The organism is Streptomyces sp. NPDC047108, assembly GCF_040643575.1.
GTDB lineage: Bacteria > Actinomycetota > Actinomycetes > Streptomycetales > Streptomycetaceae > Streptomyces.
The window spans coordinates 51673-75281 of sequence record NZ_JBEYUP010000014.1 but is presented as its reverse complement, the minus strand read 5'-3'; the positions used below and the strand labels follow the sequence as shown (position 1 = coordinate 75281).

The 23609-nt window shown below is 72.7% G+C and carries 22 protein-coding genes and 1 pseudogene; 5 read left to right on the top strand and 18 right to left on the bottom strand.

Features of this window, described 5'->3' with window-relative positions; genetic code table 11:
- The first annotated feature begins 111 nt into the window (after positions 1-111).
- On the top strand, positions 112-825 hold the full coding sequence (locus ABZ822_RS24080; RefSeq protein ID WP_360857842.1) for a hypothetical protein: 714 nt from the start codon (positions 112-114) through the stop codon (positions 823-825).
- 71 nt (positions 826-896) lie between these two features.
- On the opposite strand, the gene ABZ822_RS24075 is transcribed toward ABZ822_RS24080, so the two are convergent.
- From ABZ822_RS24075 to ABZ822_RS24035, 9 genes and pseudogenes are all read right to left on the bottom strand, one after another.
- Complete coding sequence (locus ABZ822_RS24075; RefSeq protein ID WP_360857839.1) at positions 897-1454, bottom strand: GH25 family lysozyme; 558 nt, start codon at positions 1452-1454, stop codon at positions 897-899.
- A 99-nt stretch (positions 1455-1553) separates the two neighbouring features.
- Positions 1554-2540: a DUF3048 domain-containing protein gene (locus tag ABZ822_RS24070; RefSeq protein WP_360858052.1), complete on the bottom strand. Its 987-nt coding sequence runs from the start codon at positions 2538-2540 to the stop codon at positions 1554-1556.
- A gap of 60 nt (positions 2541-2600) precedes the next feature.
- Positions 2601-3509, bottom strand: a pseudogene (locus ABZ822_RS24065) (Mut7-C RNAse domain-containing protein); the annotation flags it as partial.
- Complete coding sequence (locus ABZ822_RS24060) at positions 3404-3682, bottom strand: acylphosphatase (RefSeq protein WP_360857836.1); 279 nt, start codon at positions 3680-3682, stop codon at positions 3404-3406. The pseudogene ABZ822_RS24065 and the gene ABZ822_RS24060, both read right to left, overlap by 106 nt.
- Before the next feature lie 8 nt (positions 3683-3690).
- Entirely contained in the window at positions 3691-4461 is a 771-nt protein-coding gene (locus ABZ822_RS24055; protein WP_360857833.1) for a DUF72 domain-containing protein, read from the bottom strand.
- Positions 4462-4472: 11 nt separating this feature from the next.
- Positions 4473-5057, bottom strand: a complete 585-nt coding sequence (locus ABZ822_RS24050) for a DUF1990 domain-containing protein (RefSeq protein WP_360857829.1) — start codon at positions 5055-5057, stop codon at positions 4473-4475.
- A 60-nt stretch (positions 5058-5117) separates the two neighbouring features.
- On the bottom strand, positions 5118-6197 hold the full coding sequence (locus tag ABZ822_RS24045; protein ID WP_360857826.1) for an FUSC family protein: 1080 nt from the start codon (positions 6195-6197) through the stop codon (positions 5118-5120).
- A 148-nt stretch (positions 6198-6345) separates the two neighbouring features.
- Complete coding sequence (locus ABZ822_RS24040; protein ID WP_360857823.1) at positions 6346-7131, bottom strand: VOC family protein; 786 nt, start codon at positions 7129-7131, stop codon at positions 6346-6348.
- 106 nt (positions 7132-7237) lie between these two features.
- On the bottom strand, positions 7238-8791 hold the full coding sequence (locus tag ABZ822_RS24035) for an FAD-dependent oxidoreductase (RefSeq protein ID WP_360857820.1): 1554 nt from the start codon (positions 8789-8791) through the stop codon (positions 7238-7240).
- 474 nt (positions 8792-9265) lie between these two features.
- On the opposite strand from ABZ822_RS24035, the gene ABZ822_RS24030 reads away from it, so the two are divergent.
- Positions 9266-9436, top strand: a complete 171-nt coding sequence (locus tag ABZ822_RS24030; protein ID WP_360857817.1) for a hypothetical protein — start codon at positions 9266-9268, stop codon at positions 9434-9436.
- Positions 9437-9669: 233 nt separating this feature from the next.
- On the opposite strand, the gene ABZ822_RS24025 is transcribed toward ABZ822_RS24030, so the two are convergent.
- Together ABZ822_RS24025 and ABZ822_RS24020 are read right to left on the bottom strand one after the other, a co-directional pair.
- Positions 9670-10443 carry a crotonase/enoyl-CoA hydratase family protein gene (locus ABZ822_RS24025; protein ID WP_360858049.1) on the bottom strand — a complete coding sequence of 258 codons (774 nt, stop codon included), beginning with the start codon at positions 10441-10443 and terminating at the stop codon, positions 9670-9672.
- A gap of 83 nt (positions 10444-10526) precedes the next feature.
- Positions 10527-12173 carry an acyl-CoA dehydrogenase family protein gene (locus ABZ822_RS24020; RefSeq protein WP_360857814.1) on the bottom strand — a complete coding sequence of 549 codons (1647 nt, stop codon included), beginning with the start codon at positions 12171-12173 and terminating at the stop codon, positions 10527-10529.
- A gap of 101 nt (positions 12174-12274) precedes the next feature.
- Between ABZ822_RS24020 and ABZ822_RS24015 the strand changes: the two genes are divergently transcribed.
- Together ABZ822_RS24015 and ABZ822_RS24010 are read left to right on the top strand one after the other, a co-directional pair.
- Positions 12275-13096: a PaaX family transcriptional regulator C-terminal domain-containing protein gene (locus ABZ822_RS24015; protein ID WP_360857811.1), complete on the top strand. Its 822-nt coding sequence runs from the start codon at positions 12275-12277 to the stop codon at positions 13094-13096.
- 122 nt (positions 13097-13218) lie between these two features.
- Complete coding sequence (locus ABZ822_RS24010) at positions 13219-14232, top strand: hypothetical protein (protein ID WP_360857808.1); 1014 nt, start codon at positions 13219-13221, stop codon at positions 14230-14232.
- Between the two features lie 124 nt (positions 14233-14356).
- Here the strand turns inward: ABZ822_RS24010 and ABZ822_RS24005 are convergent, their stop codons facing one another.
- Entirely contained in the window at positions 14357-14854 is a 498-nt protein-coding gene (locus ABZ822_RS24005) for a DUF6328 family protein (protein WP_360857805.1), read from the bottom strand.
- Between the two features lie 222 nt (positions 14855-15076).
- On the bottom strand, positions 15077-16717 hold the full coding sequence (locus tag ABZ822_RS24000) for a hypothetical protein (RefSeq protein WP_360857802.1): 1641 nt from the start codon (positions 16715-16717) through the stop codon (positions 15077-15079).
- 800 nt (positions 16718-17517) lie between these two features.
- Here ABZ822_RS24000 and ABZ822_RS23995 point away from each other — a divergent pair.
- Positions 17518-18939 (top strand): hypothetical protein, encoded by a 1422-nt coding sequence (locus ABZ822_RS23995; RefSeq protein ID WP_360857799.1) that lies wholly within the window; start codon positions 17518-17520, stop codon positions 18937-18939.
- Positions 18940-19066: 127 nt separating this feature from the next.
- Here ABZ822_RS23995 and ABZ822_RS23990 read toward each other — a convergent pair whose 3' ends face one another.
- Genes ABZ822_RS23990 through ABZ822_RS23970 form a run of 5 tightly spaced genes read right to left on the bottom strand, consistent with a single transcriptional unit; the run spans position 19067 to position 23309 of the window.
- The gene (locus ABZ822_RS23990) at positions 19067-20350 is read right to left on the bottom strand and encodes a cytochrome P450 (protein ID WP_360857796.1); all 1284 of its coding nucleotides are present in this window, start codon (positions 20348-20350) and stop codon (positions 19067-19069) included.
- Positions 20347-20967: an ATP/GTP-binding protein gene (locus tag ABZ822_RS23985; protein ID WP_360857793.1), complete on the bottom strand. Its 621-nt coding sequence runs from the start codon at positions 20965-20967 to the stop codon at positions 20347-20349. The genes ABZ822_RS23990 and ABZ822_RS23985 overlap by 4 nt, the downstream gene beginning before the upstream one ends.
- A complete protein-coding gene (locus tag ABZ822_RS23980; protein ID WP_360857790.1) occupies positions 20948-21316 on the bottom strand; it encodes a DUF742 domain-containing protein in 369 nt (122 codons plus the stop codon). The genes ABZ822_RS23985 and ABZ822_RS23980 overlap by 20 nt, the downstream gene beginning before the upstream one ends.
- A complete protein-coding gene (locus tag ABZ822_RS23975) occupies positions 21313-21720 on the bottom strand; it encodes a roadblock/LC7 domain-containing protein (protein WP_360857787.1) in 408 nt (135 codons plus the stop codon). Before ABZ822_RS23975 ends, ABZ822_RS23980 begins: the two co-directional genes overlap by 4 nt.
- Positions 21717-23309 (bottom strand): ATP-binding protein, encoded by a 1593-nt coding sequence (locus ABZ822_RS23970; protein WP_360857784.1) that lies wholly within the window; start codon positions 23307-23309, stop codon positions 21717-21719. Before ABZ822_RS23970 ends, ABZ822_RS23975 begins: the two co-directional genes overlap by 4 nt.
- Positions 23310-23609 lie beyond the last annotated feature (300 nt).

The window sequence follows — 23609 nt, the reverse complement described above, 5'->3', positions numbered from 1 at the left end:
GAATTGATTCATCTATTTATCGACTCTGAGCAAGTTACGCGTCGGTCACGTTCTTCAGGGCAACGCGGCCCTTTCCCGGCCGCGGCCAGTGATCGAGAACGGAGTTTGCACGTGTCTCGGAAGAAAACGGTCAGTCCCCAGAAGAAGATCGCCGTACTGGTCGGCGCAGCGGCGCTGGTCGGAGGCGCCGCCTTCGCCATGGCAGGGACCAGTCAGGCGGGGACGAACCAGGAATCGGTCACCTGCCAGGGACTCTCGACCGCGCTGGGCAATAACCAGGAATTCATCGCCGGGCAGCAGGCGAATCCGGATGCCAATTCCGCCGCTCGAATCGCGAACCGGCAGCAGGTGATCCAGCAGATCGAGGCCCAGCGAAAGGCGGCGGGCTGCACCGAGGGCGGCGAGGCCGCCGCTCCGCCCGAGGGCCAGGCGCCGCCGGAGCAGGGCGGGGCCGCCGCACCCGGCGGTGAAGCGGCCGGCGGTGAGGAGGCCGGGAACGGCCAGGCGCAGGGAGGTGACCAGGCGGGCGGCGAGCAGGCCGGTGACGGCCAGGCGGAAGGAGGCGGCCAGGCGGCCGGCGAGGTGGTCTGCGAGGGCTCGACCGTGACGCTGTCGGGCGAGGCCGGCGCGCCCGCCGCGTCCAGTGGCGACTTCCCGGTGGGCACCCAGCTGAAGGTCACCAACCTGGACAACGACCAGTCGGTCACCGTCGAGGTCACCTCGACCTCCGGCAGCTGTGCCCTGCTGAACAACGCGGCCTTCGAAGAGGTCCGCGAGCCCGGCAAGAACCTCATCCGCAACGCCCGGATCGAGCGCGTCGGCTGATCCGGCGCACCGTCGTACCCCGCGGTCCGGACGTCCCGGCCGTGCCGCGGGACGCGGGTGGCCCGCTCCGGTCAGGGCGTCTTGGAGCGGGCCCACTCGCGCAGCGCGGCCTTGTCGTCGAACCGGCCGGTGTTGGTGTCCATCGGTGTCGTCTTGTACTGGTGGAAGCGCCACGGATGCTTGATGCCCGGCTCGCCGGGCTTGCCGTTGTGGTACGCGATCCACAGGCCGTCGCCCGCGAACGACGTGGTGTCCCGGTTCAGCCAGAAGTCGCGGCTGCAGTAGAGCAGGACGCGGGTGTGCGGGCGCTTCTTCTGCACGTACTTGATGAAGGAGTCCTTCTCGGCGTTCGAGACGCCGGTGTCCTCCCAGTCGAGGGCGAGCATGTCGCCCTTCACCAGATTGATCCGCGACATGAAGTAGTCGGCCTGCGCGGTCATGCTGCCGGGCCGTACGAAGTGGTAGAAGCCGGTGACCAGATCGGCGTCGCGCGCGGTCTGCCGCTGGTCGACCCACTTCGGATTGGTGTAGGTCCTGCCCTCCGTGATCTTGATGAACACGAAGTCGAGACCTTTCGTGCTGTAATCCGTCGGCTGGTATGAGGCGACGTCAACACCCTTGACCGTCATATGAATCGGGTACCCGCCGCACGGGTGTGTGAAGCGCTTTCACGGCGTATCCACAGCAAGCCGGCCCACGGCGAGAGGCCAACGCCCCTGCTTCTGGCGTCACTTGGCGGTCAGCAGCACCCAGACCGGGCCGGGCGCGAAGTTCATCGGCTTGCCGGACGACGTGGTGAAGGTCGTGCCGTCGTCGGCGGTCTTCCGGCTCCACTTGGCGTCGTAGCTCTTGCCGCCCCGCAGCACCTCGGCCGTACCGGACCCGACCGTCTCACTGTACGGGGAGTTGGCGCCCAGGAAGTCGCTGAACTGCGACTCCCGCACGGTGACGCGCTGCATCACCACGGTCGCCGCCGTCAGCCGCCCGCCGTCCGTGGTCGTCATCGGCGTCCCGTCCATCGACACCTGCCACCGCTTGGCCTGCGCGGACCAGGTGAAGGCGAACCGCGCCGCCGGGAAGCGGACCGTCTCCGTGTTCACGTTCTTCCCGCCGCTCGGCGCGTCCCCGAAGCGGAAGCCGATGTCCTTCGACTTCGACGCGTCGGGCGCCGCGTCCAGCAGCCGGGCGGGGCGCGCGAACAGATTGTGCGGAGCCTGCCTGCTGCCCTCGCGGAAGTACGCGTCGGGCGCCTTCCACGGCGGCAGCGGATACAGCGGCGCCTTCATGATCAGCGGATTGAGCTTCGACTGGGCGCCCGAGTACGCCAGCGCGGGCTTCCCGAACTGCCGCAGCAGTTCGAGGTCCGACTCGCGCGCGCTGCGCACCGGCCCCAGCGTCGGGGGCAGCTTGGACGACAGCACCGCGAGGATCCGGCTCTGCCCTGCCTCGACCTGCTCCACGTAGACGATGTCGGCCGCGCCGAGGCCGGTGTGCGGGCGGGACGGGCCGACGTTGTCGATCTTGACGGTCAGGACGGGTGCCGGTTTCGCGGGCAGCCCCGTGAACGGGGACAGCTCCTGTTCCGGGGACTCCTTGGTCTGCGAGGGGGTGGGGCTGGGGCCGCCGTCGTCCCCTCCGTTCGTGCATGCCGCGAGTCCGCCGGCCAGCAGCGCGGCGGCCACCCCGGCGACCGCGAAGCGCCGGGCCGACGCCACGATGCGCTCCAGCCGCCCGCTGTGCGCGCCGCGCCAGTAGACGCGTCCGCAGTCACGGCACCGGTGGTACGTGTCGTACGTGCGGCGCGTCCCCGGCCAGAGGAGATGCTCGACCTCGGCCTTGCCGACCGGCTCCGTGAGCCCGTTGCACGCCATGCATCGCGTCCAGGGGGCGAGCCGCGGCTCGAACCGCTCCAGCACATCGGCGAGTTGGCGGTCCGGGCGCGAGCCGCGCACGTACGCGCCCCGCCACAGCGCCCTGCGGCGCAGCAGCCCCCGGTCCTGGGTCAGGAGCACACGGCGCTCGCGGCCGGCCTGCTCGACGAGCGCGTCGTCGTCCATGTCGTTGCGGTAGGCGGTGTCCACGCCGACGAGCCGGAGCTGCCGCGCGAGGGCGCCCAGGTGGACGTCCAGCACGAAGCGCAGGGGCTCGGGCCCGGCCGGCTCGGGCCGCTCCACGGCACGCACCTCGACGGTCTCGCCCGCGTGGGGGCGGTACGAGACGGGGACGGGCCGGCCGTCGGCCAGCAGCGCTCCGACCTCGGGGAGGGGGACGCCCGCCGATTCGACGAGGTGGCCGAGTGTGGACGTCCCGTCCGGCTCCACCCTGACCACACCGTCCGGCCGGTGGCGGGACGGGAGGAAGAGCCGCAGCTCGGCGGGGAAACGAAGGCTTAGTGCCGGTTCGTACACGTATTCAGGATGCCACCGGATCGCTGGGCTGCATCCGGGCGTGACCGGCCGTGCGGGGAGGGGCGAGGAGGGAGCGGGCGGGGCGGGACCGGGACCGGAGCCCGCCTCCGGGGCCCGCGTCCGTACGCGGTCGGCGCTCGTACCCGTTCGGCGTCCGTCCGGGAGCCGCGTCAGTACGGGGTCGGACGGATCTCGAAGCCGGTGAGCCCTTCGGGGTCCTCGTCGCGAGCCGACACCTGGTCCACGATCGCCGACGGCGGGCCCTCCCTCGCCCATCCGACCATCCGATCCACCGCGTCCGGATCCCCCTCGAACACGGCCTCGACCGTCCCGTCGGGCCGGTTCCGCACCCAGCCGGCAACCCGCAGGCCCAGGGCCGTACGGCGGCAGGTGTCGCGAAAGAACACACCCTGCACATCGCCCAGGACCGTCACGTGCTTGCGGATCACCGACCGCCTCACGCCGCTCCGCCGTGCTCCGGCGTCCGGCTCACGGTGCGGCCGGCCGCGGCCGCCGCGTCCGCGAAGGCCACGGCGTCGAGGACGGCGGCGCCGCCCGGGTCGTTGTTGAAGTAGACGTGCACATCGGCATCGTCCGCCCAGGTGTCGGCGATGCGCCGGGCCCAGGCGGCCAGGGCCTGGCGGCCGTAGCGCGGCCACGGCTCGGCCCGGCCCTGGTGCAGCCGCAGATACCCCCATCCGGCCGTCCGCCAGAGGGGCGTGGCGGGCCGGGAACCCCAGTCCGTCCAGCACAGCGCGGCGCCCCGGTCCTCCAGAACCCGACGGATCTCGTCCGTCCACCACGAGTCGTGGCGGGGCTCGACGGCCACGCGCGTTCCCGGCGGGAAGCAGGCCAGGCAGGCGTCCAGGGCCGATGCGTCCGCGCGGAGCGTCGGCGGGAGCTGCAGCAGGACGGGACCGAGCCGGGGCCCGAGGCCCGCCGCGTGCGTCATCAGCCGCCGTACCGGCTCCTCGGGGTCGCGCAGCCGCTTGATGTGGGTCAGATAGCGGCTCCCCTTGACCGCCATCACGAAGCCGTCCGGGGTCCGCTCGCGCCAGGAGGAGAAGTTCTCCTCGCTGGGCAGCCGGTAGAAGGCGTTGTTGCTCTCGACCGTGGCGAAGTGCCGGGCGTACTCCTCCAGCCACAGCCGTTGCGGCACATCGGGCGGGTAGAGCACCTCGCGCCAGTCCTTGTACTGCCACCCGGAGGTTCCGACGAGGACGGTCATACCAGCCAGTATCAGCGGCTGCCGCTCCCGGCGCCCACCGCAGCCGCCACCGCCCGCAGGTAGCGGGAGGCCGCCGCGCGCTGCATCAGCCGGGTCAGCGGGCCGCCCAGGCGGGCGTACCAGGAGCAAGGGCGGGAGAAGGCCCGCACCTCGAACCACACCGCGCCCCGCCCGTCGCGGACGACGACGAACGACTCCTCGCCGCACTCCGGATGCCCCGGCAGCGTCCCGTAGGCGAAGCCCACCCGGTCCTCCTCCGACACCGTCGCGACGACCCGGCAGGGGATCACCAGGCGCGGCACCGGCAGCCCGGGCAGCCGGATGATCACGAGCGCGGTGGTCCCGGCGGCCGGGGGAGAGCCGGGGTGCACCGCGAAGCCCGAGCCGCGTTGCACGCCCCAGGCCATCACGGACGCGGCGGCCCGCTCGAAGACGTCCGCGCCCTCCCCGAGGCGCACCCGGCGCTCCTGACGGTCGTACCCCGCGGGCAGCGCACCGCCGAGGGCGGCGCCGGTGAGGTCCTCCGGATACGTCGTCTCCTGCGCGAGGGCGCGGCGGTACCGCCGGTCGATCGCCCGGTCCGTGTACGGGGACATGGAGCCAATCTACGAAGGGCCGCCCCTGCGTCCGGAGCCGGGTTCCGCCGCGGGGAGCGGTCAGTACGAGACCCCGAGCCGTTCCGGGGCCATCTCCCCGGCACCGTCCGGTGCGAGATCCAGGAGGAGCTGCAGCGCGAGGGCACAGAGCTGTGCCTCCGCGAGCCGCCGGTACGGGACCCGCTCGTACTCCTCCGCACGCGCGGAGTCCACCGCCTCCGCCCGCAGCTCCCGGAACCGGGTCTGCGCCTCCTCCAGCCGCTCCGTCGGGACCGGCCGCATGGACCGGCCGCATTCGTCCACCAACTCGGCCAGCAGATCGAGGAGTTCGGCGAACCGGGCGCGGAAACCGGGGCTCAGCATCGTGGGGTCGGAACCGGCGCCGCTGCGCCGCGCCTCGCGGGTGATCACCCGGGCCTGCTCTGCGGCCGCGTAGAGCGCCTCCAGGACGGGGTTCGCGGGCAGCGGGCCCTCGTGCCGGGCCAGTCGTGCCCGTGCGTTGAACCGCAGGCTCTCGGCCGCCTTCGTCCGCGCCTCGGCGACGTCCATGGCGCCGCTGTGCACGGCGAGCGCCCGCCGTGCGCGGTGCGCGGGATCGAAGAGGTCGCTCGCCCGTATCTCCGCGGCGGTGTCGTGCAGCAGGTCGGCGGTGAGCCGACCCAGCCGGCGGAAGGCGTTCCCGGTCTCCCGCTGCCGGAGGGCCGGTGGCAGCGCGGCGTTGACGGTGAGGCCGAGGGCGACGCCGAGCACCACGTCCCCCAGCAGCGGGAGCGCGCGGGCCACCGGCTCGCTGCCGACGGCGAGCAGGACGAACAGCGAGGCGAAGGGAACCTGCATGCCGTGGCCGTCGAGCTGCGGCCAGGCGGCGATCAGCAGGGAGATCGGGACGACGACGAGCAGGCCCCAGACGGTCGGCCCCAGGAGGATCGCGACCGGGACGCCGAGCAGCAGACCCAGCAGGAAGCCGAAGGCGTAACGCCCGCCTTCGCGGAGCGAGCTCAGCACCGTGGGATAGACGCCCAGCAGCGCGGCGAGTGCCGCGAAGTAGGGGAGGTTGTGGCCGGGCATGAACTGCGAGAGCCACCAGGCGCCACCGGCGGCCAGCGTCGCCTTGGCCACCAATTGGACATCAGGGGACATACCTATCAAACGGTGCATAGGGCCGGTCGTACCCGACGCCTCCCGGCGCATAACGTGACGGGCGCCATCGATTTCCGCGGCCCTCGTCGCCGGCGTCACCGGTGTTGCCGCGATCGTCGCGAGACCGGTCGCGTCGGCCCGGTGCGGATCAGTCGTCGGCCTCGGTGACATGGAAGAGGCCGCCCTCGGGGTCGCGCAGCGACGCGACCGGGCCGAAGTGCGACGCTCCCGGCGGGCAGACGATCGAGCCGCCCGCGTCGACGCCCTTGGCGACGGCTGCCTCCACGTCGTCCACGGCGAAGTGCACGTGCCACTGCGGCCGCAGGTGCGGATCGGGTGCGGTCTCCTCGCCGCCGCCCCGCAGGTCGGCCACCGCGTGCCCGGCGATCCGCAGGACCACGCGCTCGTCCTCGTACCGCACGTCGATATGGTCCGCACCCGGTGCGTCCCAGTCGAAGACGCCTCCGTAGAAGAGGGCCGACGCGAAGGGGTCCCGGGTGCGGAGTTCGAGCCGCGCCGGGGCGCCCGTGCCGCGCCCGACCCGCCAGTCCGGATCGATCTCGCCCTCCCAGATCCCGAACACCGCGTCCTCGGGGTCGGCCGCCACCACCATGCGGCCCTTGCCGAACTCCAGCGGGCCGACCGCGACCGTGGCGACGCGCTCCCGTATGCGCTCGGCCGCGCGGTCCGCGCTGTCCGCGGCGAAGTACGGCGTCCAGGACACCGGGTATCCGACGACGCGGCCTCCCGTGCCGAGCCCCGCCACCGGCGTCCCGTGCGCGAGCGCGACCGAGTAGTTGCCCTGGCCCTGGAAGCCCGGCTTGTAGTCCCAGCCGAGGACGGCCGCGTAGTACGCCCGGGAGGCATCCAGATCGTGCGCCATCAGGCTCACCCAGCACGGCGCACCCTGGACCGCTCGCGTCGCGACGGGCACGGCTGCTCACCTCGTTCCGGGCAGGGGGCCGTCTCTCTGCCTCCACACTCCGCTCCGTGGCGCCGCCACGCCACCCCTTTGAGCCCCTTTGGGTTCCTTTTCCGGCTCATTCCGTGATCTCACGCGGCTCCAGCGGGCGGGTCGCCGGGCCGTGCAGCACCTTGCCGTCGGGGGCGAACCGCGAGCCGTGGCAGGGGCACTCCCACACCTGCTCGGCGTCGTCGAAGTGGACGAGGCAGCCCAGGTGCGTGCAGCGGGCGTCGACCGCCGTGACGGCCCCGTACGCGTCGCGGTGGACCGCGCAGGGATGGCCGCCCGTCCGCACGACGGCGCCGCCGCCCGGCGGGATGTCCGCGACCGAGTCCACGTGCGAGGTGTGCAGCCGGTCGCCCACGAAACGCCCGACCACCGCGGCCTGCTGCCGGAGCAGCGGTCCCGCCTCGCGCACGCCGGGCAGCCGCCGCGGATCGTAGAGCCCGGTCCACGCCGGGCGCGGCCCGCCGGTGATGTGGGCGGCCAGCAGACGGCCGGACATCACCCCGCCGCTCATGCCCCAGCCGCCGAAGCCCGTGGCCACGTAGACGTGCTGGGTGCCGGGGTGGAAGTGGCCGACGTACGGCAGCCGGTCGGAGGTGTCGTTGTCCTGCGCCGCCCAGCGGTAGGCGATCGCGGCCTCCGGGAAGCGGCCACGGATCCATGCGCTCAGCAGCGCGTACCGCTCCTCCACGCCGCCGGCTCCCGGTTCGAACGCCTCGCCCGTGACGATCAGCAGCCGCCCGCCGCCGCCGGGCAGCGGCGCGCTGCGCACCGAGCGGGTGTGCTGCTCGGGGGTGATGTACATCCCCGGCGGGGTGTGCTCCGCCGGGACCACGGCGGCGGCCACCAGTTCCCGGCGCGGCCTGAGCCGGGCGAAGAGCATCGTGTGGTCGAAGACCGGGTAGTGCGTGGCGATCACCGCGTCCCGCGCCACGACCGTCGCTCCGCTCTCGGTGGTGACGCGGCACCGCGCGCCGTCGTGCAGCGCGACCGCGCGGGTCCGCTCGAAGATCCGGCCCCCGCCGCCGGTCAGGGCGCGGGCGAGCGCGAGCAGGAACTTCCGCGGATGGAACTGGAGTTGGTCCTCCACCCGCACCGCCCCCGCGACCGGGAACGGCAGCCCCGTCTCCTTCACGAAGGACGCGGGCAGCCCCGCCTCACGGGCCGCCTCCGCCTCGGCGCGGATCTCCTCGACCCGCCGGGACGACTCGACGTACGTGTACGCCGGGACCCGCTCCAGGTCGGCGTCCGCACCCAGTTCGGCACACAGTCCGTCCACCCGCTCCAGGGCCTCCTGGTGCGACCGCGCGTACAGCCGGGCGTCCTCCGGGCCGTGCTTCTCCCGCAGCCAGGCGTAGATCAGGGTGTGCAGGGCGGTGAGCTTGGCCGTGGTGTATCCCGTCGTGCCCGAGCAGATGCGGTCCGCCTCCAGCAGCGCCACGGAGAGCCCGGCGCGCTGCAGTTCCCACGCCGTGCAGAGCCCGGCGATGCCGCCGCCCACGACGACGGCGTCCATCTCCAGATCGGCGTCGAGCGGGGAGAAGCCGGTGCTCTCCGACGACGCCATCCAGTACGACTCGTGCACGGGCTCGCCGGATCCACCGGGGGCACCCTGGCCGGACATGCGGCACGAGTTCCCCGCCGGGCCCCCGGATAACGGGCGGCCGCCCACGGAGCCGTGCTCCGGTACGGCCGTCGGTGCCGGTGGCGGGTGGTGAGGTGCCCTCCGTGCCGCCGATTCGGCACCCGGTGACGCAGAGCGGGCCCGCGGATGCGAACAGTCGCGAATCGCATCGGCGAAAAAGGGCCCCGGAGCTGCGGGGTAAGCGGAGCGTGGCCGAGAGGGGACGAATTATCGCGAGCGCGGGAGCGTGCGGGTCGCTAATCTGGAAGTCGACGGACAGCCTCTTCCAGAAGGCACCGACACCCTCGGCCGTCCCGAGGAGCCGGCCGGCACCAAGGCCCGCTCCCGGTCGTACAGCCCGGCGCCACCGCGTCCGAACTGCCCTTGCACAGCAGCCCGAACCGGGCGTCCGGCGCACCGGTCGAGGCCGTGGTCGGCACGTCCGGTTTCACCCGACGCTAAGGAGTGTGCGCGGTGACACCAGAAGAGACACAGCCCAACCAGATCCATTCCGAGCGCAGAGAACGGCGCCAGCGGAGCGTGGACGTCCGTAGCTTCGACGTCTGGGCGCGATCGGCTCCGATCAGGCTCGCCGGTTACGAGGACGATCCGGCGGAGTCGCACATTCTCCGCGGGATCGATTGATCGGCAGGGCAGAGTCGCCCCCGTTCGGTTGCGGCGCCGGGTGGTCAGCCACCCGGCGCCGTCGTGTTGCCCGGTCCGGCGCTTGTGCTGGTGCCGTCCCTGAGCGGTCCCTGAGCGGTCCCTGAGCGGTCCCTGGGCGGTCCCTGAGCTGTCCGGGAGCGGTATCGGAGACGTCCTGGTGGTGCGGGCGCCGTCGCCGTCGCGGCGCCGGACCCCCGGCGCCGGTCCGGGTTTCAGATGCCGGTGAAGTCGCCGTGCCGGCCCGCGCCCGCCGCGAACCGGGCCGCCCCGTCCGCCGCCTCGCCCAACACGTCCTGACCGCCGCGCAGTTCGGCCCGCAGGGCTTCCTCCTCCGTCAGCCCTTCCTGGCCCAGGAGGGAGGCGCGGTCGGCGCGCAGGCACGCCTGTGGGAAGCGGGCGATCTCGGCGGCGAGCCGCTCGGCCGACTCGCGGGCGTGCCCCGTCGCCACGAGACGGTTCGCCAGCCCCATCTCGTACGCCTCGGGGCCCGGCACCGGACGGCCGGTGAGCGTCAGGTCCATGGCCCGGCTCGCGCCGATGAGCCGGGGGAGTCGCACGGTGCCGCCGTCGATCAGGGGGACGCCCCAGCGGCGGCAGAAGACGCCGAAGACCGCGTCCTCCTCGGCGACCCGGAGATCGCACCACAGCGCGAGCTCCAGGCCGCCCGCGACCGCGTGGCCGCTCACCGCGGCGATCACCGGCTTGGACAGCCGCATCCGGGTCGGCCCCATGGGGCCGTCGCCCTCGGCCTCGACGCGGTTGCCGCGCTCGGTGCCGAACGCCTTCAGGTCCGCGCCCGCGCAGAAGGTCCCGCCCTCGCCCCACAGCACCGCGACACGGGCGTCCGGGTCGGCGTCGAAGGCGCGGAAGGCGTCCGCGAGGGCCCGCGCCGTCGGACCGTCCACGGCGTTGCGGGCCTCGGGCCGGGAGAGGACGACCGTGGTGACCGGGCCCTGCCGCTCGACACGGACGCCCGGACCGCGCAAGGCGTCGCTCCCGTGGTCCGTACCGGCGCCGCGGCCCGACGTTCCATGGGCCGAAGCCTCGCCGTCCTCGACCCCGCCGCCGCTCACGCCAGGTCCTTCGGCCGGGCGCGCTCCAGGATCGGGCCGAGGTCCGTGCCGGCCGGCAGGGTGCCGAAGGCGTTCCCCCAGTCGCCGCCGAGGCGGGAGGCGCAGAAGGCGTCCGCGACCGCCGGGTGGCTGTGCCGTACGAGCAGGCTGCCCTGCAGCACCAGCGCCATCTCCTCCGCGAGGCGACGGGCGCCGAGCTGTGCCGCGTGCGGATCGGCGAGGCCCGGGAGCGCGGCGCGCACCCGGGCGATCGCCGCGTCCAGCCGCGCGTCGGCCCCGGCGGCCGCATCCGCCTCGGCCAGGACCGCGTCGAGGCCCGCCGGCTCCTTGGCCAGGGCGCGCAGGACGTCGAGCGCCGCGACGTTGCCCGAGCCCTCCCAGATCGACAGCAGCGGTGCCTCGCGGTAGAGGCGCGGCATCCCGGACTCCTCGACGTAGCCGTTGCCGCCGAGGCACTCCAGGGCCTCCGCCGCGTGCGCGCTGCCCCGCTTGCACACCCAGTACTTGCCGACCGCCAGGCCCAGCCTGCGGAGCGCGGCCTCCTGCTCGTCCCCGGCCTGCGCCCGGTCGGTCGCGGCCGCGAGCCGCATCGCGAGCACCGTCGCCGCCTCCGACTCGACGGCGAGGTCCGCCAGGACGTTCCGCATCAGCGGCTGGTCGGCCAGCTCGGCGCCGAACGCCCGCCGGTGGGCGGTGTGGTGGAGCGCCTGGCGCAGCCCCGCGCGCATGCCGGCGGCCGAGCCGAGCACGCAGTCCAGCCGGGTCATGTTGACCATCTCGACGATGGTGCGCACCCCGCGCCCCTCCTCGCCGACCGGCCAGGCCACGGCGCCGTCGTACTCGATCTCGGACGAGGCGTTGGAGCGGTTGCCCAGCTTGTCCTTCAGTCGTTGCAGATGCATCCGGTTGCGTGTGCCGTCGGGCAGGACGCGCGGCATCAGGAAGCACGTCAGCCCCCCGGGCGCCTGCGCGAGGACGAGGAACACGTCGCTCATCGGCGCCGAGGTGAACCACTTGTGACCGGTGATCAGATACGAGCCGTCATCCGCGGGCACGGCCTGCGTGGTGTTGGCCCGTACGTCCGAGCCGCCCTGCTTCTCGGTCATCGACATCCCGGCGATGAGGCCGGCCTTGCCCAACGGAGGCCGCAGACCGTAGTCGTAGGTCCGTGAAGCGAGCAACGGCTCGTAGACGGCGGCGAGTTCGGGCTGCGCGCGAAGCGCGGGGACCGCGGCGTACGTCATCGAGATCGGGCAGCCGTGACCCGCCTCGGCCTGCGACCACACGTAGAACCGGGCGGCGCGGGCCAGGTGGGCGCCCGACCGCTCCTCCGCCCACGGGGCGGCATGCAGGCCGTGCTCGACCGCCACGGTCATCAGCCGGTGCCAGGCCGGATGGAACTCCACCTCGTCGACGCGGTGGCCGTAGCGGTCGTGGGTGCGCAGCCGGGGCGGCTGGTCCTCGGCCTGCCGCGACCACTCCTGGACCTCCTCCGACCCCGCGAGGGCCCCGAGCTTCCTGACCCCTTCCTCGCCCCACTCGGCGCCGTCGCGGCGCAGCGCCTCCAGCAGTGCGGGGTCGTCCGCGGTGCTGAACGCGGTCAGCGGCGGGGCCTGGTTGAGGACTTCGTGCGTGGCGCTCACGGCTACCTCCGGATCGGTTCCTTGTCCCGATGTGGACATTACACTTCAGATACAGGTGTTGGAAGAGCGTAAGAGCGCATACGACTAGGCTTGCGGACCGGATGGACGGAAACGGCGAGGGCGACGGCGGAACCCGCAGCGGAAACGGAAGCGGGACCGGACACGGAAACGGCGGCGGAAGCGGACGCGGCGGCGGGGATCTCGGGCTGCGTCCGCTCACCGCCCGTTCCGTCGTGCTCAGCACACTCCTCGGCCACCACCCGCCCCACCTGCCCGTACGCTCCCTCGTCGGCGCGGGTGAACTGTTCGGCATCGCCGAGGGCACGATCCGCGTCGCGCTCTCCCGGATGGTCGCCGGGGGCGATCTCGAACAGCGCGACGGCGGCTACGCGCTCACCGCCCGCCTCCTGGAGCGCCAGGCCCGGCAGGACGACAGCCTCAGCCCCCGTACCCGCCGCTGGCGCGGCCGGTGGGAGATCGCCGTCGTCACCGCCGAGCGCCGCCCGGCGGCCGAGCGGGCCGCCCTGCGCCAGGCCATGACCACGCTGCGCCTCGCCGAGCTCCGCGAGGGCACCTGGCTGCGCCCCGCCAACCTCGTACGGCAGCTCCCGCCCGTCGTCGCCGGGCAGTGCACGCTGCTGACCGGCGCGCCGGACGGCGATCCCGTACGCCTCGCGGCGGGGCTGTGGGATCTGGACGGCTGGGCGCGCCGTGCCCGCGCGCTCGGCGACGCCCTGGAGCAAGCCGCAGAACCGGCGGGGGAGTTCACCGCGGGAGCCGCCGTCCTGCGCCATCTGCTCGCCGATCCGCTGCTGCCGGAGGACCTGCTGCCCGGTGACTGGCCGGGGGCCCAACTGCGGCAGGGCTACGCGGCGTTCCGCGCGGGCATGGGCCGCCTCATCCAGGCGCACGCCGACCGCTGACCCAGCGGTCAAGTCCCGTACGCGTGTTGAGCCATCGGAGTGGATTCGCGCACTCGCGCCCGCCCCGACTCGTTCTTGCAGGACGGCCGGTGTCCGACGTGTCTGAAAGGGACGGAATACAGATGAAGATCCCCTCGCGTGGAAGCTTCGCCGCGTTCGCACTCTGTGCGACGGCGGCTGCGGCGGTGACGGCGACGCCCGCCTTCGCCGCCGGACAGCCCGGCGGAACGACCTGGGATCGCACGGGCAGCAACGCGCAGGACGACCTCCTGGGCCAGACGGTGGAGAGCCTGGCCCCTGGCCAGGACGCGGCGGGCCGGCCGTCACCGGTGAGCGGGCCCGCGCCCGCGGACCAGGGCGGAGCCGTGGATCCGGCCGCCGTCGACCAGGGCCACGTGGCGGGAACCGCGCGAACTCCCGCTCCGCCGCAGGCCGCCAAGGCACCGGCCCACGCCGCTCCGGCGCAGACGGCTCCGGCTCAGGCACAGGCCGCCCCCGCCCCGGCCGGTCCGGTGCAGACGCTCATGGGCCTCGGCATGCCGGACCAGGGCAGGATGGCCCAGAACCCCATGCCTCAGGCCGACTTCGGCACCGCACGGGAGCCGCGCGTCCCGCTCATGGCGCCGCTGGGGACGATGGAGTCCTCCCTCCCCGTCGACGCCCCCGAGCTGGGAGGCTCCGTGCCCGCCATGCCGGTCCGGCAGCCCAGCGCGCGGGAGATGACCCCGGAGATGACCAAGGACGGCGTCGCTCCGCGCGCCACCATCCCCTCGCTCTCCACCCAGGGCGCCCCGACGGCCTTCCTGGAGGCCCCGGTCCCGACGCTCCAGGACGGCGGCGGCCGTAGCGCCGCGCGCCTGGAAGCCCCCAACGCCCCGGTGCGCACGACCAGCCCCAGGACCAGCCTCGACCTGCCGATCCAGGCTCCGCGCGACGGCCGGCAGGGCCTGCCGGAGCTGAAGGCGCCGGACGCCGACCTCACACCGCCCTCCGCGCACGGCGACCCGGGCGCGGGCCTCGGCCTCACGCAGCGGAACGAGCCCCAGCGGCTGCCGCTGGCCACCGTGACGCGTACGGCCACGGGCGTCATGCCGGACGCCGGGCAGACGCTCGGAAACGCCGCCCAAAGGCGTTGACGTGACGCCTCGTCGAACCGAGGCGTCACGTGCGGTGAGGTCCGCGGACGCGCCCCGCTGACCGCCCGCGTATGCGCAGTGCATCGAGCCGTGAGGTGCGGTCCCGCCCAGCCGGGGCCGCACCTCACGGCGTTCTGCGACCCCGTGTCCTGTGCCGTACGACGAGCGCCGGCACGAACCAGCAGCCCGCCAGCCACAGCAGGGCCCCGAACGTCAGCCAGACCGCCAGGGGGTCCGAGATGACGACCCGGAGGATCAGCAGCAGCGCCGAGAGCAGGGTGCAGAGCAGCAGCACCAGACCCACGAGCGTGAAGCGGGACGCCCACGTCACGGTCTCCGGCTTCAGGCGTCGGCCGAAGACCATGCGGTGGAAGGAGACCGGGGCGATGAGCGCGCCCACCGCGGCCGTGCCGAACAGGACGGTCATCACGTAGATCGCCTGGTCGGCGTCGCCCAGGTCGTCGAAGCGCGGCGTGAAGGCGACCGTGAGCAGGAACGCCAGCAGGATCTGCACGCCGGTCTGGGCGACGCGTACCTCCTGCAGGAGCTCGCCCCACCTGCGGTCGGCCTGCTGCTCCTGTGTCTCCTCGCGGCCGGGCGGTGACTCGTGGACGTCGGACATGGCCCGCTCCTCGTTCGTCGCTTCCCGACGTGTTCCCAGGGACTCCGGGATTACGGCTCCGAGGCGGGGGTCGTCGCGGAGCAGGCGTCCGTCCCGGAGGCCGCACGGGAAGGAGCTGCGCCCGGCAGCGGGTGCGGTGCGGGGGACGGAGCCGGCCAGGCAGCGGGGGCGACGGGAGACGTAGGCGCGTCCGGCGGCGGGGGCCGCACGGGAGCGTACGGGTCAGCTGGAGCCGATCGTGTTGAGGGCGTCGACCCGCCGGTTCAGGGCCTCCACCGCGCCCGGTCGCCGGCCCGGCACCCGCCGTCGTACCTCTCCCAGGTGCTCGGCCAGCGCCAGTGCCGCGGCACCGTCGCCGAGCTGTTCCCAGCAGTGGTGCGCCCGGTCGACCGCGGCCACGACGTCGGGAGCGTCCGCGAGCTCGCCGCGGCCCAGGCGGGCGGACGCCGCGGCCGTCCACAGCTCGCAGGAACGGGCGTAGTCGGCGGCCAGCCGGGCCAGGTCGGCCCGGACCTCCAGCCAGTGCAGGGCCTCCGCGGAGGCGGGGCCGTGCGTGCGCAGGGCCTGCTGCTCCCAGGCGGCGGCCATGGCCGCCGCCTCCCCGTGGCGGCCCTCGTGGGCGGCGGCCAGGATCGCGGGGTGCGGGTCGGGTACGGCGTCCGGCCGCGGCGGTACGGCGTCCCGCTGGGGGACGGTGGCTCCCCGTTGCGCCGGAACCGGCTGCTGCCCGGCCGGGACGGCCTCCTGCCGGTACGGGTACGGGCGCGAGCCGGTCGCGTGGGCAGGCGCGGCGGGTGGAGCGGCCAGGTGCTGGGGCGGTACGGCCGCGTGGCCGCCGGTGGCCGGCTGCGGCGGGCTCGCGGGGGGCGCGTCCGCGGCGTCGGCTGCCTGAGGGCGGGAGGCGTCCTGGTGCGACGGGCCCGGAGGCGCGGCGGCGGTGTCCGGAGACGGCGAGACCGGGTACACGGCGCCGGGCGGCGAGGGATCGCGGTCCTGCGGGCCCGGCTGCGACATGACCGGAACGGGAACCGGAGCCGCAAACGGAACCGGAGCCGAAGCCGGGCCCGGTCCCGTCGGGACCGGGCCCGGTCCCGTCGAGCCGCCTGCCCCCATGAGGCCGCCTGCCCCCATGAGGCCGCCTGCCTCCAAGAGACCGCCGGCCCCCAAGAGACCGCCGGGCCCTGCGGAACGGTCCGTTCCCGCCAGGTCCCATGCCTCCGGGTGGATGCCCGCCACGGTCACCGCGTGGCGGTGGAGTTCGTCCAGCGCGGGCCGCGTGGCCGCCGGGCGAAGCACTTCGGAGACGGCGCGGCTGTAGACCGGCGACGCGACGCTTCGGCGGTCCGGCGGCGGGGACACGGTGCCGTACAGGTGCAGTCCGGCGAGCAGCAGTCCCGGTTCGGCCCGCAGGCGCTGCCAGGCGCCCGCCTCGGCCACCAGATCCGCGAAGACGGCGGTGCTGCCCGGTGCGCGGTGGGCCAGTTCGGCGGCCAGCCAATGCCAGGGGAATCCGGTGTAGCGGACTGTGGCCGGGGTGGTCCTGGCCAGCGCCAGATGCGGCAGCCGCTGCTTGCGGTCGAGCGTGAGCTGTCCGATGAGGTGGATCAGCAGGGAACCGGGGGAGGCGGCCGCCGTACGGAGGCGGGTCAGGATCACCTGCGGGTCGGCCGGGTCGACCAGCTCCACGACGCTCGCGGCCGCCGTTCCTGCGAGGACGGCGGGCGGTACGGCCGCCAGCGCGGGCAGCACCGCCGCCGCGTCCATCAGACGGCCCTTGCCGACGGGGGCCGCCGCGATCAGCAGCGCCCTCCCCGGCACAGTGCCGCTTTCGTACCGTCCGGTCCCGTCCCCGCTGTTCGCCACGGGATCACCGTATCCGGAGGCGCGGTGGGGGCCGTAACGCCGCCCGTCCGCAAGGGCGTTCGGCATATGCGAAAGTCGCGGCTTTTGAGAGCGCATGTGTTCGGGTGCGCGCAGCTCTTGATCTTTTTTGTCGGTTGTTCTTCTGACATGCCAACACCCTTACGGCTAGCGTCAGTTGACCGAAGCCCGAGCGCGTCTCCAGCCCCGGGACCCCCGCTCAAGGAGGACGACAGATGCCCCAGGACGTTCGCCTCGGCCTCCCCTTGAACACCCTCGTCAGCAGACATCCGGAGTACGCCCAGGAGCGTCGTCCGTGCTGGATCTGAGACGTGGGCCTGGTCCGCGGCCGGCAGGAGAGCTTCGGCAGGGCGGGCCGTTCATGGAAGGCCGACGGTGTCGAGGACGAAGAGGGTTCTCGGAATCGACCGGCCGACGACCACGGTCGATCGATTCCGTTGCCAGGACCACAGCTTGAAGGGAACCGTGTGAAATCTCGAGTCGCAGGTGCTGTTCCGGAGGCATCCGCCGACGGCTTGCTGCCGGCGCAGCGGAGCGCCCAGCTCCGGCCCGAGGAGGCAGGGGACACCCTGGCCCGCCTCCTGGCGAGACGCGTCAACCCGAGCACGGAGCAGTACCGAAGGTTCCGGAACGCCGCTCAGCAGCGACTGGACGCACTCGGATCCCCTCACTCCGGCACCACGCTGCACGTGGAGGGAGCCCTCCGTCCGGCGCAGCGAGCGTTCCTCCCGCCCGACGAGGCGGGCTACGCCAGGTTGAGGCACCTCGATACCGGCCTGCGCATGATCGAAGCAGCCTTCCCCCAAGTCAGCACCGATGTCGAGGTCTGCCGACTGACCTGCACGATGCTGGAAGGGGCCTGGAGGAGCCGGGCACTCACCCCGCCGCGCGAGGAGGAGCACGCAGCCGCCTGCGCGTGCCCTCTGTGCCGTCGGCTGCCCACGCCGCCCGCACGCATGCTGGACGACTACCGCTGGCGGCAGAGCGCCGGGCGTCCCCTCACCGTCAAGACCTGGCCGTACCGGCGGGAACTCGACAGCGTGCTGACCGGTGGATGGTCCTGGACCCGGCAGATGAACGACCTTGAACGGGACCTGGGCCACCGCCACCGTTTCGAGGACGACATCCTCGTCTTCCACGAATACAAACGCGTGGTCGACACCATCGACACCACGCGCCTCACCCAACTCGTCCAAGGCCGCTTGGCCGAGAACTTCAGCACCAACAGCGCACGGGCCCTGGTCTCCGGACTCTTCGCGGCCCACAAGCGCTCCGTCGACGAGTACTGGCTGCAGCAGCACCACGCCGGCAACGTCGCGCTCCCCCAGACCAATCCGCTCAGCCAGAGCGCCTACGCAAGCCTGCAGATGCTGGACTGCCTGTTCTGGCACGTCTCACCCGACACCGAACTCTGGCAGGAGGAGCACCTCGCCTCCTTGCTGCTGTGCCGCGTCATCGACGACATGACTGACGTACGGGCCGACGCAGTGACCGGCGAGATCAGCAACTTCTGGCTCGCCGACATGTCCACCCACACCAAGGCTCTCTACGCCGCCTGCGCGATAGCCCTCGTCAAGTACGGCTGCATGCCCGAGGCGCATGCCCCGATGTGGAACACCTGGCTCTTGAACACCACCATCGTCTGGATGGGGCTCACGGGCCGCCACGCCCTGTGGTTCGACGGCATCACCCAGGGCCTCCCCCCGGCCGAGGCGTGCCCGCTGTGCGACCTGCAGCCCAACGCATGCACCGGCATCCTCACCCACGGCACCACCCTCACCATGGCACCGCGGCCCACCGTGCCGGCACTGAGCGCCCGGACCGCCGAGCTGTCCGCACGCTGCCGGGCCCAATACCCGCGGACCTGGCCCCTCTTCGACGCCGAGCTTCATGCCTTCGAGGCACTGCACGGTCCCTGGTACGGCAACACCGACAGCACCTGGGAGATCCTGCGCCGTACCTACATCGCCGCCGTGGAGGCTTCGAGCGCCGCACCGTCCCGGGACCGTGCTCTTCATGTCCAACAAGACGCCGGCGCAGTCGGATCCGAGCAGTTCCACACCCTGCACGATCCTCGAACCGGGAGGGAGGACACCACCCTGCTCTCCTACATGTTCGGCTGCGCTCACCCGCACTTCCTCTGGAACGCCACGGGATACCGTCCCGGTGCCACGGGCCTCGCAGGCGACTGGCTCGACGGCTGACGCCTTGATCCTGCTTTCGGAAACCCGGACGCCTTCCGTTCGCTGGGCGGACTGAAGGAACGACGGGGGCCGGCCGCCCCCGGTGAGGAGTCGGCCGGCCCCCGGTCAGCCCGCGACAGGCCCCGGTTCAGCCCGCGGCGGGCTGCGGTGTGAACGCGACCGGGAGGCTGTCGAGCCGGGCCTCCCAGGTGGACGCGGTGGACGTCAGCCCGTCCGCCGGGGTGTCCAGGCGCAGCCCCGGAAGCCGGTGGAGCAGCACGTCCACAGCCGCCTCGACGATCGCCTGTCCCATCCCCTGGGCCGGACACTCGTGCGGACCGCTGCCGAACGCGAGATGTGCCTGGTTGCCGCGGACGGACACCGCGGAGTGCGGCCGGATCTCCGGATCCGTGTTCCCGGCGGCCAGTCCGAGGACGAGCAGGTCACCGGCCTTGATGTGCTGGCCGCCCAGCTCCGTGTCGGTGGTGGCGAACCGCCCCGGATTGACGGCCAGCGGCGGGGTGTTCCACAGCACTTCCTCGACCACCGCGGAGAAACTGAGCTGCCCGCTGACCAGGTCGGTCAGATGGGACGGGGCGACCAGGATCCGTTCCAGCACCCGCGCCAGCAGGTTGCTGGTCGTGGTGTGCGCCGCGATGAGGACGAGCCGCAGGTGACTGTTGATCTCGCCCTCGTCGAGGCCGGCCCGGTGGTCCAGAAGGCCCGTCGCGAAGTCGGAGCCGGGCTCCTTCCGCCTGCGCTCGGCGAGTTCACCGAGCACCTGCATGATGCGCCCGTCGTGCGCGACCGCGTCCTCGCCCTTGATGAGCTTGGCGCAACTGGTCGCCAGCCGCAGCCCCTCGCCCTCCGGAAGCCCGAAGAGGCGGGTGAGCACCAGCATCGGAAGGTACTCGGCGAACTGCGGCACCAGGTCGGCCCGGCCGTCGGCGGCGAACGCGTCGATCTGCTTGTTGGCGAAGTGCGTCACATGGCGGCGGATCCCGCGGCCGGCCACCTTCTGGAGGTTGTCGGTGACCGCGCCCCGCAGCCGGCGGTGCGGTTCGCCGTCCTGGGACACGCAGTCGGGCCGCCACGCCAGCATCGGCACGAGCGGCGACGTCTCCTCGATGCGCCCCTCCTTCCAGTCCCGCCAGTTCCTTGCGTCCCGGCTGAACTGGGTCGGGTTGTCCAGTACGCGTCTGTTCTCGCGGTAGCCGAGGACCAGCCAGGCGTGCACGTCGCCCTCGAGGAGAACGGGGGCCACCGGGCCGAACTGCTTGCGCAGACGGGAGTAGATCCCTTGAGGATCGGACGCGGCGGTGGGTCCGTAGAGCCGCGTCAGACCCCCGGTGCCCGTGTGGCGGACCGGGCATCCGGCTGCCGGATCCGCCGGTGCGTCGGGACGCGGGCCGTGGGCGGGCGATGCGTTCATCGGGACTCCAATGCGGCGGTGGACCGTTCCTGGAGGTGCTTGATGAGCGCGATGAGCACGTCCCGGCTCGATCCTCGATCGCGGGCGTCGAACGTGACGACGGGGGTGTCGGCAGCCACGTCCAGGGCTTCCCGTATTTCCTCCTCGGGGTGGTCGCCTGAGTCGGGGAAGACGTTGAGGGCCACGACGAAGGGGACGTTCAGCCGCTCCATCTCCTCGATGGCGCGGAAGCTCGTCGCCAGCCGGCGCGTGTCCACCAGGACGACAGCCCCCAGGGCGCCCTTGAACAGGCCGTTCCACAGGAACCAGAAGCGCTCCTGGCCGGGCGTCCCGAACAGGTAAAGGATCAGTTGGTCGTTGAGGCCGATCCGCCCGAAGTCGAGGCTCACCGTGGTGGTCTTCTTGTCCGCCACGCCGATGAGGTCGTCGATCCCGGCGCTCGCCTCGGTCAGCGTCTCCTCCGTCGTCAGCGGCTCGATGTCGCTGACGTTGGCGACCATGGTGGTCTTGCCGGTGCCGAAGCCGCCGGCGATCATCACCTTCACCGAGCGGCTGCCGGCGGGGAGTTCGGCCGCGGGGTGCGGTGGTTCGGGTTGATCAGATCCGTTGAAGTCCACGGAGAACCTCCTCCAGCAGTGCTTGGTACGCCCCTTGGCCGACCGTGGCCGGAATGGGGTCACGGGCTTCCACACGGCCGGCCTTCAGCAGGTCGGCCACCAGCACGGCGAGAATGTTGAAAGGCAGTCGTAGGCGGGCGCCGAGTTCGGCGACCGAGAGCGGATTGCGGCACAGCCGAAGGATCGCGTCGAGTTCGTGCTGCATCCCCGGTTCCGGCACCGAGTTGGCGACGACCAGCGTCGCCACGTCGAGTGTGGTCGCGATGCCCTCCGGGCTGCTGCGACCGCCGGTGAGGACGTAGAAGCGTTCGAGGCCGAACGGATCCGTGGTCCGGGAGGGCTCACTCATCCAGAGCGCTCGTCCTGACGGGGCGTGGTGCCGAGGTGGTCGCCCATCTGCCGGGCCGTGGTCCTCATCTTGTGCCCCAGCAGGCCCTGGTCGAGCCCCTCCTCGGCCATGACGCCGAGATAGGTCTCCGTACCGGCACGCACCACGAAGAGGTGCCCGCCGTCGACCTCGATCATCGCCAGCCTCAACTGGCCGCGTTCCTTGGGGAACTGCTGCGCGACGGGCTGTGCGAGGGACTGCAGTCCCGCCACGACGGCGGAGAACCGGTCGGCCGTGTCGCGGTCGGTCCCGTGGGACGTGATGGCGGTTCCGTCGCTGGAGGCCACGAGGGCGAAGCGGATCTCCTGGATGCTCTCCGTCAGGTCACGCAGAGCCCAGCTCATGTCGGTCACGTGCTGCGTCATGGCGTGTCACTCTCCGGCTCGTCTACGAGGTCGTCGGTGTCGCTGCCGGGGGCGGGCCGGCTGCCCGAGGCGAAGGCGGCCATCCCGGAGAACGACTGCTCCGATGGCACGGCGAACGCGTCGTCCGGCGACACCGCTCCGGCGGCGGGTGCCGCGGTGGCGCCGTCGTCCGCGGGGGACTCGGACCGGGGCCGCCTGCTGCGCTTCGGCAGTCCGCCGGCCGTGGTCGCGCGGTCCGTCACAGGCTCCGTGACCGCGCGTTCCGCGACGCCCATGGCGGGCGGTTCGCTCCGCTGCGGCGGGACGGCCGGGATCGTCGGGGCCTCGGGGACGGTGGACGAGGCCAGGGGGCTGAAGTACTTGAGCGGTACGACGACGACCACCGACGTACCGAGCCACGGCGAGTCGTCGAACGTCACCCTGATGTCGTACTTGCGGGCCAGCGTGCCCACCACGCGCAGACCGAGCTGGGCCTCCTCCGCCAGACCGCCGATGGCGGGGCCCGCGGCGACGCCGTCCAGGGCCTGCTGGGCCTCGCGCTTCTTCTCCTCGTTCAGTCCCTTGCCGGCGTCCTGGATCTTGATGCCGACACCGTTGGGCACCTCCTTGCCGGAGACGATGACCGGCTCGGACGGCGGCGAGTAGCGGGTGGCGTTGTCCAGCAACTGGGCCAGGATCAGGGTGAGATGATCGACCAGCGCGCCGTCGACGCCGAGGTCGGGAAGCTGGGCCACCTCGACACGCTCGAAGTCCTTGATACGGCCCTGGCCACCGCGCACCACGCTGAGCAGGCGCCGGGGCTCCTGGAACTGGCGCGAGGGCCGGTCCGCTCCGCCGAGGACCACGATGCTCGCGGCCAGGCAGTCGGCGGGGCCGACCTCCTTGTCCAGCGCCATCAGGCCCCGGGCGACGGCAGGTTGTCCGCCGTGCTCCTGCTGCATCCGGTGCAGCAGACCGCGGATCTTGCTGGTGTGGACCTGCATCCGGCTGCCGATGCTGACGACGGCCTGCTCGGCCGTGGTGGAGCGGTTGTACTCGTCCTCGAAGCGGAGCAGCATCTCCCTGAGCAGCGCCCGGTGCTCCGCCCCGAACTCGGCAGGGAGATCGGGGGACGCGAGGACGGAGGAGAGCACGTCGTCGATCGCCGCCCCCTCGTCCCGTACCTGCCGCAGCGCCTCGGGCAGCCATTCCTCGGCGAGCCGGGCCACGAGCGCCCGCTCCCGGTCGACCTGGAGCCGGGCCTGGTGGAGCTGTTCCTGCATCTGAGCGGAGAGCGTGGAGCGCACGGACTCGATCCGTGCCTGCTCGGCCTCCGACTGCCGCCGCTGGTGCTCGTCCGCTTGCGAGACCGCGGCCCGCTGCCCGTCCTCGGCCCTGTGCAGCCGCCGCTGAAGGCGGATCAGGAGCCCGGCGCAGGCGACCGTGGTCGCGGCTATGCCGCCGACGAGTACGGACGTATGGGCTTCGACCGGGCCGGTGGCCGCGGTGACGAGGGTCCCGGCGCACAGAGCGGGGGGCACCAGCCATGAGGTGTACCGCAGTGCGGGTGGTCGGGCTGCGGGAGGGGGCGTGGCACGTTCCATCGACATCCTCAAGACAACACCATCGAATGGGGGGATGAACGGGGGGATAAGTAGCCTGACGTCGTGTGGGCCGTGCCCGGACGTAGCGGCACACCTCGGATCACTGAACGGATCTCCCTCGAGACAGGCATGACGTGGGAGGGCGGGAAGCGACGGTGTGTAGTCGCGTCAACTCGCCCAGCCACAAAGGAGCTTAGCGGCCCGTAACTATGCCGTTGGCACACACGAAGCAGATTTCCCGACAGCTTGACACTGGTAGTTCGGATGTGGTTGAACGCGGCGCCTCAGTGCGGCTTCCAGGGCTCG